At 34.6% G+C, this 14,474-nt stretch carries 16 protein-coding genes; 4 read left to right on the top strand and 12 right to left on the bottom strand.

Features of this window, described 5'->3' with window-relative positions; all coding sequences use genetic code 11:
• Window positions 1-83 precede the first annotated feature (83 nt).
• From LRP84_RS17610 to LRP84_RS17640, 7 genes are all read right to left on the bottom strand, one after another.
• Window positions 84-284, bottom strand: coding sequence for a histidine phosphatase family protein (locus LRP84_RS17610; RefSeq protein WP_230576259.1), 201 nt, complete (start codon window positions 282-284; stop codon window positions 84-86).
• A 128-nt stretch (window positions 285-412) separates the two neighbouring features.
• Complete coding sequence (locus LRP84_RS17615) at window positions 413-1,519, bottom strand: RNA-guided endonuclease TnpB family protein (protein ID WP_230576260.1); 1,107 nt, start codon at window positions 1,517-1,519, stop codon at window positions 413-415.
• 11 nt (window positions 1,520-1,530) lie between these two features.
• Window positions 1,531-1,929 (bottom strand): IS200/IS605 family transposase, encoded by a 399-nt coding sequence (tnpA, locus tag LRP84_RS17620; protein WP_230576261.1) that lies wholly within the window; start codon window positions 1,927-1,929, stop codon window positions 1,531-1,533.
• Window positions 1,930-2,114: 185 nt separating this feature from the next.
• Window positions 2,115-2,657 carry a short-chain dehydrogenase gene (locus tag LRP84_RS17625; protein ID WP_230576262.1) on the bottom strand — a complete coding sequence of 181 codons (543 nt, stop codon included), beginning with the start codon at window positions 2,655-2,657 and terminating at the stop codon, window positions 2,115-2,117.
• Between the two features lie 23 nt (window positions 2,658-2,680).
• On the bottom strand, window positions 2,681-3,097 hold the full coding sequence (gene fosB / locus LRP84_RS17630) for a FosB/FosD family fosfomycin resistance bacillithiol transferase (protein WP_230576263.1): 417 nt from the start codon (window positions 3,095-3,097) through the stop codon (window positions 2,681-2,683).
• A 56-nt stretch (window positions 3,098-3,153) separates the two neighbouring features.
• A complete protein-coding gene (locus LRP84_RS17635) occupies window positions 3,154-4,806 on the bottom strand; it encodes a peptide ABC transporter substrate-binding protein (protein ID WP_230576264.1) in 1,653 nt (550 codons plus the stop codon).
• Between the two features lie 252 nt (window positions 4,807-5,058).
• Window positions 5,059-5,511 carry a methylated-DNA--[protein]-cysteine S-methyltransferase gene (locus tag LRP84_RS17640; protein ID WP_230576265.1) on the bottom strand — a complete coding sequence of 151 codons (453 nt, stop codon included), beginning with the start codon at window positions 5,509-5,511 and terminating at the stop codon, window positions 5,059-5,061.
• 401 nt (window positions 5,512-5,912) lie between these two features.
• On the opposite strand from LRP84_RS17640, the gene namA reads away from it, so the two are divergent.
• On the top strand, window positions 5,913-6,941 hold the full coding sequence (namA, locus tag LRP84_RS17645; protein ID WP_230576266.1) for an NADPH dehydrogenase NamA: 1,029 nt from the start codon (window positions 5,913-5,915) through the stop codon (window positions 6,939-6,941).
• A gap of 129 nt (window positions 6,942-7,070) precedes the next feature.
• Here namA and LRP84_RS17650 read toward each other — a convergent pair whose 3' ends face one another.
• Both LRP84_RS17650 and LRP84_RS17655 read right to left on the bottom strand, forming a co-directional pair.
• Window positions 7,071-7,730, bottom strand: coding sequence for an oxidoreductase (locus tag LRP84_RS17650; RefSeq protein ID WP_230576267.1), 660 nt, complete (start codon window positions 7,728-7,730; stop codon window positions 7,071-7,073).
• Between the two features lie 77 nt (window positions 7,731-7,807).
• Entirely contained in the window at window positions 7,808-7,951 is a 144-nt protein-coding gene (locus LRP84_RS17655) for a hypothetical protein (protein ID WP_230576268.1), read from the bottom strand.
• 271 nt (window positions 7,952-8,222) lie between these two features.
• Between LRP84_RS17655 and LRP84_RS17660 the strand changes: the two genes are divergently transcribed.
• Window positions 8,223-9,161 (top strand): metal ABC transporter substrate-binding protein, encoded by a 939-nt coding sequence (locus LRP84_RS17660; protein WP_230576269.1) that lies wholly within the window; start codon window positions 8,223-8,225, stop codon window positions 9,159-9,161.
• Window positions 9,162-9,340: 179 nt separating this feature from the next.
• Here the strand turns inward: LRP84_RS17660 and LRP84_RS17665 are convergent, their stop codons facing one another.
• Complete coding sequence (locus LRP84_RS17665; protein WP_230576270.1) at window positions 9,341-10,291, bottom strand: CobW family GTP-binding protein; 951 nt, start codon at window positions 10,289-10,291, stop codon at window positions 9,341-9,343.
• Window positions 10,292-10,472: 181 nt separating this feature from the next.
• Between LRP84_RS17665 and LRP84_RS17670 the strand changes: the two genes are divergently transcribed.
• Window positions 10,473-11,375 carry an aldo/keto reductase gene (locus LRP84_RS17670; RefSeq protein WP_230576271.1) on the top strand — a complete coding sequence of 301 codons (903 nt, stop codon included), beginning with the start codon at window positions 10,473-10,475 and terminating at the stop codon, window positions 11,373-11,375.
• 39 nt (window positions 11,376-11,414) lie between these two features.
• Here LRP84_RS17670 and LRP84_RS17675 read toward each other — a convergent pair whose 3' ends face one another.
• A complete protein-coding gene (locus tag LRP84_RS17675; protein WP_230576272.1) occupies window positions 11,415-12,887 on the bottom strand; it encodes a flavin monoamine oxidase family protein in 1,473 nt (490 codons plus the stop codon).
• 181 nt (window positions 12,888-13,068) lie between these two features.
• On the opposite strand from LRP84_RS17675, the gene LRP84_RS17680 reads away from it, so the two are divergent.
• Complete coding sequence (locus LRP84_RS17680) at window positions 13,069-13,260, top strand: DUF3896 family protein (protein ID WP_230576273.1); 192 nt, start codon at window positions 13,069-13,071, stop codon at window positions 13,258-13,260.
• Window positions 13,261-13,407: 147 nt separating this feature from the next.
• On the opposite strand, the gene LRP84_RS17685 is transcribed toward LRP84_RS17680, so the two are convergent.
• Entirely contained in the window at window positions 13,408-14,445 is a 1,038-nt protein-coding gene (locus LRP84_RS17685) for an FUSC family protein (RefSeq protein WP_230576274.1), read from the bottom strand.
• Between the last annotated feature and the right edge of the window lie 29 nt (window positions 14,446-14,474).

The following is a 14,474-nucleotide window of genomic DNA, read 5'->3' on the forward strand; positions in this document are numbered from 1 at the left end:
ACTACTCTAACATACCCAAAGTATCCTTCGCTTTTTCAGAAATACAAATAGACCGCTTTAAGCGGTCTATTTATCTATTAACTTTATAAAACTATAGTCTCTTCAAAATGTGCAATATCAGCAAATAAGTGAATTGTACCTTGTCCTTCTTCAACTTCAATCATACTTAAACTTGCACTATGCATAAAAGGACCATTCCATGTTTTTTCAATAGGACGTCGTTCAAAATGTCCCATCATAAGTAATGCTGTAACAGCATGAGAAACAAGTGAACTACCCGCCACTTAACGCTCTTACGAGCTGTTTGAAGTGGGGGCTTCTCGGTTAGTCGTTACTTTTATTAGCTAACGAATTAGTCGTAAGACCGCGAGCTATCTCCCATGTTCCATAGGTTCTTTGATATGATTTATGATCATGCTAACAAGCGTATAGCTTCATTTTTGATGTTGATTGCAGAATTATAATCTCTATCTATTGACGTACCACAATCACAAACATACACTCGTTCAGATAGTGCTAAATCCTTTACGCTTCCACAACTACTACATGTCTTTGTAGAAGGAAACCATTTATCAATTTTCACAAGTTGTTTGCCTTGCTCTTGTAACTTATAAGCTAAAAAAGTCGTGAACATCCCCCACCCATTATCAGTAACACTTTTTCCAAAGCTAAATGCTCGTGACATTCCTTTCATGTTCAAGTCTTCAATTGCTACAACATCAAAATTGTTGACTAATTCTTTTGACTTATGATGAAGGAAGTTCTTACGTTGATTTGCTACTTTTTCATGCAATTTAGCTACACGAATACGTTGCCTATTCCAACGCTCTGAGCCTTTTGTACGTCTTGATAATACTCGTTGGGCCTCTGCTAATCTTTCTAATACTTGACGGTAGAAGCGAGGATAATTGGCTTTCTCATTCTCACTACTAACATATAATTCAGACATAGCAAAGTCTAATCCAACAACAGTTCCCACTTCTTTCTGCATGATTTCTTTTTCATACTCAGTCAAGATAGACACATAGTATTTCCCAGTAGGTGTCATGGAAATCGTGCATGACTTAATCACATGGTCCTGAGGTATTTCTCTATGTTGTTTGATCTTTACAAGCTTCAATTTCGGTAATTTGATATGACCATTCAGCAACATAATATTTCCGTTGACCATATTCGTTGTATAAGATTTTCTATCCTTTTTGCTTTTGAACGTTGGGAAGTCATTTTGACCACTAAAGAAATTTTTATAAGCAGTTTGCAAGTTTAATTGAGCATTCGCTAATGCTAATGAATCCACTTCTTTCAACCATTCAAACTCCGCCTTGTACTTTGCAGGAGTAGGAAATTTTTGTTTCTTTAATTCTTCTTTATTCCCTTTGTGCTTCTCATACACATCTTTTCGTTCAGCTAACATCTTATTGTATACAAATCGCACACACCCAAAAGTTTTACGTATAAGATGTGCTTGTTGTTCTGTTGGATACAAACGAAATTTGTACGCTTTATTATGTATTGTCATATCATTTCACCTCACTTTTCACCTTGATTTTCGATATACTTTTTTACTACTTCTATTGGTGAACCACCAGTAGTGAGTAAGCAAAAACTTCTTGACCAAAACATCTCTTTCCAAAGTTTCTTTTTCACTTGTGGAAAGTCTCTCTTGATTAGTCGAGAACTGGCACTTTTATACGCATTGATGAACTTTGTTATTTCTGTATTTGGATGTGCTTTGAATAAAATATGAACATGGTCATTGTCATGATTCCACTCAACTAAAGTTATGTTATAGCTTTCAGAAAGCCTTATAAACATATCTTTTGCATAGTTAGACATATCATCATCAAATACATTTCTTCTATATTTCACAACTAATATAAGATGATAATAAAGTGAGAATACTGAATGATTATTACTATCTAATTTCATTGATATACCAACCTTTATGCTTTATAAGACTGATTATATAAGAGTGAAAATAAAAATAATAGCAAGTACTTTTTGGCTAACGCCAAACCGAAATTCATCTCCCCCCTACCGTTGGGCTATCGCCCTACACACGCTTGAAGAAGGAGAATTCTTTCGGGTAAAGCGTTAAAACACTTTCTCCCTTATCAACCTGGCCTAGCATCCCATGGTTCCAATGTCCCTACAATCCATTCCAGTTGTTTATGTTGAATTCCTGCTATAACCCCACTTGCAATTTCATCGTGTGTTAACCACCTCGAACATTTTTCTTCTACCACAAAACCTAAAATAATTCGATAATAACTACATAAAGAAGAACATCTTACTTTTTTATTCGATTTATAAGCACTGCTTCCAAGTATATGAAATAATTCCCATTCTTTCGAAACTGCATCAATCTCCTCGCTAATCATTTGTAATGCATCTATAGCTGTGGAATGAATCCAAGCAACAACAAGAGTAATTGGACCATTTTTTTTGATTGAATTTTTAATTTTAGCACGCAACTCATCACTATCATGATAATCAACAGCTAAACACGTAACTCTTTCAGAAGCCTTACATATATTTTTTATTTCATCTAAACGCTTTACATTCCGACCAATTACAGAGGTATGAAAACCTTGTTCAATAAACCACTTTGACACTTCCTGTAACATTCCCGTTCCACCAACGACAAGTACGTGCATGACTTCTCCTCTCCCTCCGATATTTAGTAAAATACCATATGAGGTTTTTCTTCTTTGTAATATTGTAATCTCTCTTGAAGTGTCCCTGTATGAAATTCAAATTTATGACCATCTGGATCTGTAAAATAAATAGACTGACAATCTCGTACATCACGCTCTCGCCCTTGTAAAATATGTACCTTATTAGATTCAAGACGATGTAACAAAGCTATAAAATCCTCTTTTTCTACCGAAAATGCAATATGTGTATACGACCGATAAATTTCGTTTCTTGGAATATCCTTTTCTTCATTTAACGCAAACCACATTCCGCATACGTCAAAATAGGCGATCTTTCTACCTTTTACAAGTAACTTTCCTTCCAGAACTTGTTCATAAAACTGGATTGATCTCTCTAAGTTCGAAACAGAAAAGCAAAGATGATTCATCCCTTTTATCACTATCATTTTCTCCTCTCAATAAAAAAGATACGCAATATTCGCGCATCTTTTTCGTACTATTTTTTTGTAATATATGTCCATTTATAGCTAAAATCTCCGCCAAATGTATGCTTAACAGTTCCTTTTACCTTGGATTTTTCAAGAAAAGCAACGCTCTGCTGGTAAACTGGAGAAATTGCCGCGTCTTCAAATAAGATTTTCTCCGCTTCAGAAAGTGCCTTCCATCTCGCTTTCTCATCTGTTAATAACTCACCTTTTGATTTTGCAACTAATGCATCATATTTCGAATTAGAATATGCCATCTCGTTAAACGCACTATCCGAAGTAAACATGTCAATAAATGTCATTGGATCTGGATAATCCGGGCTCCATGCTGATAAAGAGAAATCATATTGTAACTTCTTCTCTAAATCCAACTTTTGTTTAAACGGCTGCTGTTTAATGTTAACTTTTAAACCAGGTAAGTTTTTCTCCAGCTCTGATTTAATGTATTCTCCTACTTTTTTCAAATTATCTTTATCGTAGTTTAACATTTCAACTGTAATTGTATCTTGACCTAACTCTTTTTTCGCTTCTTCCCATAGTTTTTTCGCCTTCGCTGCATTATCTTTACCATCACGGAAGTTTTTATTTGTTTCACGGAAGTCTTTTCCATCTGGTCCTTTTGTGAATTTTTGTGGTACTAAGTAATATGCAGGTAACGAGCCATCGTTTAAGATAACATTTGCAATTCCCTTTTTATCATAAGCTAAGTCAATAGCCTCACGCACTTTTTTATTCGAAAAAATAGGATTCTTCTCATTAAAACGAATAAAATACATACGTGGGTCTAATTCTGATTTAAACTCTTTGCTGTTTCTATACTTATCAACAAATTCCGAACTTAAAATTACCCGATCTACTTCGTTGCTGTCATATAAATTTACAGCTGTTGATGTTTCCTTTACAACACTTACGTTAATTTCTTCTAGCTTCACATTATCTTTATCCCAATAGTTTGGATTTTTCTTTAATTGATAACTTTGTTCATGCTTCCATTCATTCATCACAAATGGTCCATTATACAACAATTTATCCGCTTCTAATGCGTATTTGTCCCCTTGTTCTTTCACATATTTTTCATTTAACGGGAAAAATGTTGGGAATGTCGTAAGCTCTAAGAAATACGGTGTAGGTTTCTCCAACTCAACCACTAATGTCTTATCATCTTTTGCTGTGACACCAAGCTGTTCAAGCGGTAATTCTCCTTTATTAATTTTCTCAGCATTTTTCACATCAAACAAAATAAAAGCGTATTCTGATGCAGTTGCTTTATCAATAGCACGACGCCAAGCAAACACAAAATCTTGTGCTTTTACAGGCTCTCCGTTTGACCATTTTGCATCACGCAAATGAAATGTATACGTTTTCTTATCTTCGCTAATTTTTACATCTTTAGCCATACCAGGCGTTGGCTTATTCTCTTTATCTAACCGATATAGCCCTTCCATTGCGTTTACAAATACACGAAACGATACAGTATCAGTCGATTTCGATGTATCCATAGAAGGAATTTCTGCTGTTTCTAGTAAATTTAGCACTTGTTTATCAGCAAGCGCTTCATTACCGCTCTTTTCTGTTGTTGATGTTTTTTCTCCATTTCCACACCCAGCAACTAGCACACTTGTAGAGAGTGCAATTGCTGTAATAAGTGACACTTTCTTCTTCATAGACCCTTTCCCCTCTTTCTGTATATAACGATTAAAAATAAGACCAAGTACTCTTATTAGCATTATACATAATCTTCTGATAATTTCAAATATTATTTACAAAAAAAGAAAAGTGACTCATGTCACTTTTAACTCATAATTAACAGGAAGTACAATTCTATTCATGCCCGTTTTACTTTATAAAATACCTCTATCATTATTTAATTTATCATCTAATTCAAATGAACCTTTACATTTGAAAGATTTGTTCCATTATCTTAAAAACCCTTCATGCTTTAATAACCATTCTTTCCGCCAAAGTCCACCTTCATAACCTACTAAATTTCCGTTCTTCCCAATAATCCGGTGACAGGGCACAATAATAGAAATCGGATTTCTACTATTTGCTCCTCCAATAGCACGTACAGCTTTTGAGTTTCCAATTTTCTCTGCAATATCAAGATAAGAAGCACTTTTTCCATACGAAACACTACAAAGTGCATTCCATACTTGTTTTTGAAACGGAGTTCCTGTTGCTTGTAACGGTATAGTAAATACTGTTCGTTTATTATGAAAATATTCATCTAGCTCCATTACACATTGCTCAACAATTGGATGAAGGACATCTTCTTGTTTTTGTTCTACAAATAATACTGAAGAAATGCCGTTTTCATCCCCTTTTACTTCAATCCATCCAATTTCACTTTCATAATATGCTTGATACATAAAACACCTCCTAGTTCCTCATATATTCGCTATTGTATCATGATGTAAACCTTTCATTCTAAAACATTAAAATTATAGTGATTCACTAAACGCAGACTAATCATAACATAATATAACTTTAAGCATTTCATTATGGAAAAAAAGAACGAGATGCTACAATACCATCAAGACGATTCGTTCAACCACTCTCGTTTTATAAAGCGGAGCTTCCATCAAAGTTTTTTTCATCCTCCACTGATGGTTAATTCCGCCAATCGAGCGCATGCCAGCAGTTATCACCACTTATCTTCCTCGTCTCTCTTTAAATCTTGAGGTGGGGGTCTTACTGCCCACAAATAGCAGGATAAGCAAATTACGATTAAATAATTTCCATTTAGACGAAATAAAGGAGGATCATTATTGTGAACAGCCAATTATTTTCACCGTATACAATAAAAGATATTACACTAAAGAATCGAATTGTTATGTCACCTATGTGTATGTACTCCTCTGAAAATGAAGACGGAAAAGTAACAAATTTCCATCTTATTCACTACACATCGCGTGCAGCTGGTCAAGTAGGGCTTATTATGCTAGAAGCTACAGCAGTAACACCAGAAGGGCGCATCTCCCACAAAGATTTAGGAATTTGGGATGATGAACACATAGATGGTCTACGTCAAGTTGTCGATATGATTCATGAATACGGAGCAAAAGCAGCTATTCAAATTGCACATGCAGGTAGAAAAGCGGTTCTCAATACAGATCCTATTGCTCCATCAGCTATTCCTTTTGATTCTGCAATGAAAATCCCTGTACAAATGAGTAAAGAACAAATACAAGAAACTATCACAGCCTTTCGAAATGGAGCAGAACGTGCAAAAGAAGCTGGATTTGATATTATTGAATTACACGGAGCACACGGTTATTTAATTAATGAATTCTTATCTCCGTTAACAAACCATCGTACAGATGAATATGGTGGATCCTATGAAAACCGCTATCGTTTTTTACGTGAAATTATTGCTGAAGTGAAAAAAGTATGGCACGGTCCATTATTCATTCGTATTTCCGCTCATGATTATCATCCAGAAGGTTTAACTATAAAAGACTATGTAACATTTGCGAAGTGGATGAAAGAGCAAGGCGTTGACCTTATTGATTGTAGTTCTGGAGCTGTTGTACCAGCACATATTGATGTATATCCTGGTTATCAAGTATCCTATGCAAAACATATAAAAGAACATGCCTCTATCGCTACAGGTGCTGTTGGACTTATTACAAGTGGCATGCAAGCAGAAGAAATTTTACAACAAGGTTCTGCTGACTTAATCTTTATCGGCCGAGAACTATTGCGAAACCCGTATTTTCCAAGAACAGCAGCAAATGAACTTGGTTTTGAATTAACTGAGCCATTTCAGTATAGCCGGGCTCCAGGAAAAATAAAGTGAAACTTCCCTCAGCAGGGGTTTTCTTTATCCCCCGCTGAGGGTTAGTTGAACCAATCCCACTACTTTTGGGCAGTAGCGGGATAAAAAATACTACAAAATAAAAGAGAGAGAAGACATCTTCTCTCTCTTTTATTTCATCTTAGCAATCTCCGAAGATTCATGTACATGGACCCCAGACTCTTCACGCAGCGCTGTTACATACATTCCTCTTGCCACTTGCTCTGCTGAAATTGGTTTATATTTTGTAAAAGACCCTTTAAATAAAAACGGCATAATGCCTGAAATTTTTTCTCCTATTCTTTCTCCAAAACGAAACTCTTCTCGTTCTCCAAGTAAAAGGGATGGTCTGAAAATATGAATGCCTTCTATGACTAGCTTTTGAATATCTTCCTCCATCTGTCCTTTTACTTGTGAATAAAAGAATAGTGACTTTGGTTTTGCACCCATCGAAGAAATAACAAGAAAATTTTGTACTCCTTGTTCTTCCGCTAAACGAGCAGCACGTATTGTATAATCATAATCAACTTTTTTAAAGTTTTCTTTCGTCTTTGCTTTTTTAATTGTCGTACCAAGGCAATTAAACACATCATCTACAGCAAAAAATTCTTTATATTGTTCTAAAATCGAAAAATCAACCTGCTTTTGCTGCAGTTTTTCATGTTCCCATTCCAGCGGCTTTCGTACGAAAATCGTAACTGAATCGTAATAGTCCGAATCAATCAGTAACTGTGTCACTTCTTGTCCAACTAAGCCACTAGCTCCAAGTACTAAGGCTGTTCTAGTTTTCATACGTTTCTATACCTCTTTATCTTCTAATATCTTTCTCTATCATAAGCACAGCGTAATACAATATGCAAGCGCTTTGTTTATTCTTTTTCTCTTTTTGGCATCTCAGTAATTGTACTTGCATCTCCTAAATTCCGAATAAGTGCTTTAAAAAAAAGAAGCACACATGATAACGGAAACATAACAGCCAATATCAATAAAATCGCTTCGATCCCATATTCCATTCGCTCATCTCCTTTTCTGCAGCCTCTATCACACTATATGAAAGGAATGGAAAGATATATGCAAAAATACAAAAAATAAACCATAGCATTGTGACAAATTTAGAACAAATTATAAATCGTAATCATTATTATTTATTGCAACATTTTCAAAGATGTATTATACTAAATCGGTGAATCAGAACGTAATTATTCCGTTTTATTAAAAAGAAAGATATTCTTTCTTTTCTTGGAGAAAATGAATGCTAGAGAGTAAAGAAATGAGGAGCATAAAATGAAGAAAAAATCACTCATATTTTCATTCGTACTAATATTTACCCTTATATTTGCTGGATGTTCGAAACAAAATAGCACAGCAAATAAAAAAGATGGCAAACTTTCCGTCTATACAACTATTTTTCCTTTAGCTGACTTTGCTAAAAAAATCGGTGGTGATTATGTAGACGTAACAGCCATTTATCCACCAGGTGCAGACTCTCATACGTATGAGCCAACTCAAAAACAAACTGTACAAGTTGCCAAAGCAGATTTATTTGTATATAACGGATCTGGATTAGAACCATTTGCTGAAAAAATGGAAAAAACATTAAAAAATGAAAATGTCAAAATTGTGAATGCATCAAAAGGTATAGAACTGCGATCTTCAACTGAAGAAGAACATGAAGAAGGCCATAAAGAAGAGCATCATCATGATAAAGACCCTCATGTTTGGTTAGACCCAACACTTGCCATGAAGCAAGCTGAAACAATTAAAAATGCTCTTGTAGAACTACAACCAGAACATAAAGAAGAATTCGAGAAAAATTTCGCAGCATTGCAAAAAAAATTCACAGATTTAGATAGTCAATTTAAAGAAGTGGCTGATCATGCAAAGACAAAAGAAATTTTAGTTTCTCATGCTGCATACGGATATTGGGAGCAACGCTATGGTTTCAAACAAATTCCAATTGCAGGTCTTTCTGCTTCTGATGAACCGTCTCAAAAAGAACTGGCTTCTATCGCAGCAACCGCAAAAGAGCATGGATTAAAATATATTTTATTTGAAACATTCTCTACACCAAAAGTAGCAGAAGTCATTCAAAAAGAAACAGGAACAAAAATCTTACGCTTAAATCACCTTGCAACAATTTCCGATGATGATGCGAAAAAAAATAAGGATTACTTTACATTGATGCAAGAAAACATTAACACTTTAAAAGAAGCAACAAATTAACATAACTTTTCATTTTAGACCGGTGAAAAAACTTTTCATCGGTCTTTTTTATGTTGTATCTTTTATTCTCGTAATCTAACACCATTTCTAATTCGTCTTTAAACTGATATTTAACCAAAAAACTGCACCTCCAATTGTTAGACTGTGTCTAACAATTGGGGTGCAGTTCAAAAGCAGGCCTATTTTATACATTCTTGAAAATGCTCTTGAAACCACTCTTTATTTAAATCTTTACCAATGAAAACAATCTCACTTACACGTTCTTCTCCTTCTTGCCACTCCCTGTCATATGAAGCAGCGAATAACGTGTGTACACCTTGGAAAACAATGCGGCGATTTACTCCTTCAACAGATAATATTCCTTTATAACGATATAAATACTCTCCTAATTCTTGTACAACGGCTGACATCCATTCATTTATCTTTTGTAAATCAAGAGGACGCTCTTCCCTTAGCACAAATGACTTTACACCTTCTAAATGATGCTGCTCTTTATGCGGATAAACTTCCAACTTGTCACGTGTTTTAAATGTTTGTATATCTAGTAATGATGAAATATCCACTTCACAGTTTGTTGTTGGGATTAATTTTGCAGTTGGATTTATCCCTTGTAATTCAATAAGCAAATTTTCTTTTTTCACCTGGTCTATTAAATCCAATTTATTTACTAAAACCATATCAGCAAAAGCAATTTGTTCTTTTGCTTCCAAGCCTTTTTCAAAGTGTTTATGTATATGATAGCTATCTACTACAGTTATTACACCATTAATTTGGTATGCAGACTGAATAATAGGGTCTAAAAAGAATGTTTGAATAATCGGGCCCGGATTTGCAAGCCCCGTTGTTTCAATCACTAAACCTTCAAAATCCATTTTACCTTCCGCTTTTACTTCTAATAAATGCTTTAGTGCGACAAGTAAATCTTCACGTACTGTACAACATAGACAGCCATTTATCATTTCCATAATTTCTTCTTCTACATTCATAATCAATTGATTATCAATACCAATTTGTCCAATTTCATTTACAATAACCGCAAGCTTCTTGCCATGCTCTTCAGATAAAATACGATTTAATAAAGTTGTTTTCCCTGAACCAAGAAACCCGGTTAATATCGTTACTGGAATCACTGTTCTACATCTCCTTGTTACATATATGATTACGTATTATATCATAGGTTGTCTTCTTATTTTCTGAATACGAAACATATTAGTTGTAAGCATGTCTACACGAATATATAATATATGTTAAATAAGAAAACCTTTTCATAAATAATAGATTCATACATATCATCAAGGAGGACCTTTATAAATGAAACGAATTCAAATGGCTCAAAACCTAGAATTTTCTCAAATCATTCAAGGGTTTTGGCGTTTAGCAGAATGGAATATGACCGATCAAGAATTACTTTCTTTTATTGAGTCTTGTATGGAGATGGGTATTACAACGTTTGACCATGCCGATATTTACGGCGACTACACATGTGAAGCTTTATTTGGGAAAGCGCTTCAATTAACACCAAGTTTACGTGACAATATGCAAATTGTTACAAAATGCGGAATCGCTCTCACATCACCTAAATTTCCAGAACGCTACGTCGTTCACTATAATACAAGTGCTGAGCATATTATAAAAAGTGCTGAACAATCACTACAAAACCTAAATACAGATTATATCGATGTATTACTCATTCATCGCCCAGATCCATTCATGGATCCCGCAGAAGTTGCAGAAGCTTTTTCTCGCTTAAAACAAGATGGAAAAGTACGACACTTTGGTGTATCAAACTTTCTGCCTTCCCAATTCAATATGTTAAGTTCATATTTAGATTTCCCGCTTATTACAAATCAAATCGAAGTATCCGTTATGCAGCTTGAGCATTTTGAAAAAGGTACGATTGAGCAGTGCCAAGAAAACCGAATTTCTCCTATGGTTTGGTCTCCTCTTGCTGGCGGTGAAATTTTTAAAGGAAACAATGAACGTGCACTTCGCTTACGCCATACATTGGAGCAAATCGCCGCTGATGTTAACATTGCTAAAATTGATTCTATTATGTATGCATGGCTACTTGCTCATCCAGCTAATATGCTACCAATTGTTGGCTCTGGTAAACTAGAACGTGTCAAAACAGCTGTTGAAGCAACAAAACTAACACTAGACCGTCAGCAATGGTTTACAATCTTTGAAAGTTCAAATGGTCATCCCGTTCCATAAGTACACAAAAAGAACACGAGATTCATTCTCATGTTCTTTTTACATTTGTAATTGATTTATTTCTGTTGCACTCCGAATTCCTGATTCAATTGCCCCTTGTATCCAGCCATGATACAACGTCGTATGATCTCCTGCAAAATATATTCTTCCTTCTGGTTTCACAATATCATTCTGTAATTCTGATTGTTGATTTGCCTGAAAGATTGCAAACCCTCCTAATGCATATGGATCTAATGTCCAACTTTTCGATATACCAGAAATAAATTCATCATACACTTGATTTCCAAGTATTGTCCCTAGATTTCGCAAAGTGTAATAAATACGATCACTTTCAGATAAGCCATCCCACAACAACGCATCATACGACCATGTGTAACTTCCAAGTACCATTCCAGGCCCTTTTGTACCAATACCATGACTCGGATAATACGCATAACGAATAGGCAAATCGGTAATAATACGGCCACCAAGTTGACCTTGTTCTTCCCAAAATCGACTTTTAAACTGAATCCCTATTTTCGTAGCGGCCATGTAATGTAGTTCCCGAATGGCTCTCCATTTCCCATGAGAAACAGAATCATACGGATCAATTTCGACAAATCTCATTGTTGTAAACGGAATGGTAACAATAATAACATCTCCTGTAATACTGCTGTATTCAAACGTTTTTTCATTACGGCAATATGCTGTAATTCCTTTTTCATGCTGTTCTAGTTTCATTAATTTTTGCTGAAAGACAATATCATCTTGCAATTGCGGTAAAAAAGCTCTGGGCAATGCGTCGTTGCCCCCTTCAATCTCATAAAATCCTGTAGATTGCTGTAAAATAAAAATAAAGCGCAATGTTTCTACAAAAGACCTTTCTAAAAATCCTTCTAAATCAAGAAGTACTCCTATCATTTCTACAGCAGCTGGTGAAAAAGATACTTTATATTGGTGAGGATAATCTTTTAAAAACTCTGCTGTAGAATACCTACCAAAATCTTTCTCTACAATACTCCAATTTTTTTCTGGGTCTCTTTTAATAAAATCAAGAATTGGTTGTATTGCTAACATCAACAACTCTTCCGATGATTTTCCTTCTTCATTCGCTGCAACTGGATAACGTAAAATACTCGGATTTTTCTCATATTGTTTCAATGTTGTCTTGCGACCATTTGCATATATAATATCCGTATCATTTCGATTAATAAATGGATTTAACTTCAATCCAAACTTCTTATTATATGCAAGTGTTAGTTCATGTGTATAAGGAATCCGCATTGCTCCAACATCTAGATATAAGCCTGTTTCCGGCATTCTAACCGTATAAATACGCCCGCCAATTCGATCATTTGCCTCTAATATTTTCACACGATGACCAGCAGCCTTCAATAATGATCCAGCCACTAACCCCGCCATGCCTGCTCCAATAATAATAATATTTTTCGGTACTGTCGTTTTCGGTAAACCATTGTCAATAATAGACAACATCTCATTTGTTGTAAGACGGGACTGCATATTTATTTGCATCATCCCACACCCCTACTCATCAGTACAAAATCATAGTTCAATGCATTGTATTCAAGGAAGGGATGGATCATTCTTTGTTTTCTGAATATTCACAAAAAGTTCAAAAGGATATGCACTTATTTCTTTTCTTTAACCGTATAATAAAAATGTAGATAGGAAATGTAAGAAAGGGGATGGAAAGATGAAACGCTCTTACAACTATCATGAAACTAAGAAACAATTAGAAAGTCAAAAATCTCAGCTATATAAACGATTAACAGATGTAAAATTAACAGAAAGTGAGCGTAATGAAATCAAAAGAACAATTGATAATTACGAATACATTCTTAATTTAGTTGAAATGAATCATTTTGAAAGAGGAATTTCTCACTAAAAACGGATATGCAAATTATCAAGACCTAAAAGTTAAAAATCCTAAAAAATAGAGGTAAGTATATATTAGTTATGTTTAATATATACTTACCTCTTATTTTTTGTTCAACGCACACGACACCATAGATTAGCGGGAGGCTAGTAGTTACTATTGTCCTTTTCTTAACTCCTGAATTAATTTGAGCGTGTCATTATACAAACTTAATTGATATCTATAGGGCTCTAATTCTGGTGAGATATTGATTTGTACAGAAATCGAAGATAGGTCCAGTAAGTCTAGGGTAAATTTAAAACTCTTAGAGTTTTGATGGTTCTCTGAACTTCCGTTGAGTTGCTTTTCTATGTATCTCCCCAGCATTTGTAATTGAATAGCCCATTGTTGTTGATCAACTTTTGAAATAAAATCTGTTTTGGACCAGTCACTGAATGTGTTTAGTATATTGGAAATATAAATATATCCTGTCTTTAACTGCGAAAGGAATTGTTCGTTTTGTTTTAATATTTGTTTTTTATTCTTAATAAATGGATTTAATTTCAAACTTTTTTCTGCCAGCTTAAAATTTTCTTGTACTTGATGCAGTTCCTGGAGTAGATTTGTTATATTCTTTCTTAAATCTTGTCCTTTAACAGGGTCGCAGTTAGTATTTACCCAATGAGCTGTCTTTTCAAACAACTGTACAAGATGGAATCCAAATTGATTTAACGTCGAACGAGCTTCTTTCACATAATTGGGTGGTAAAATCATCATATGAATGATAATAGCGATAAGTGCTCCTATGATAGTATCTCTAATTCGATCTGAGACATAATAGCTCGTTTTATGCACAAAAACAAAGACTAATAAAATGGTTAAAGCCACTTGATGTATGATGGTTTTATGTACCCTTAGTATAACTGGAAGCAACATTCCTCCAAATAGTAATAATCCTATAGTCCATCCGTTCACTTCTAAATGGCTGATAATAAAAACGGTAATAGAAATTCCAAAAATAGTACCGATAATTCTGTAAAAAGCATACACGGCAGAATGCTGGACAGTTTCTTGCATAGAAAGAATAACAGTTAATGGTGCCAAATAAGGGTGTTTTGACCCTAACATTTTTGCTAATTCCCATGATACACCAGAAGCTAAAGCTATTTTTGTTATGAGTATTAATCCTTTTAGTAGTCCTGTTTTTTGTTTCATAAAAACTCCCTTGTTCAAAGAATAATCTT

Origin of the sequence: Bacillus rhizoplanae, assembly GCF_917563915.1 — a bacterium.
GTDB classification, from domain to species: domain Bacteria; phylum Bacillota; class Bacilli; order Bacillales; family Bacillaceae_G; genus Bacillus_A; species Bacillus_A rhizoplanae.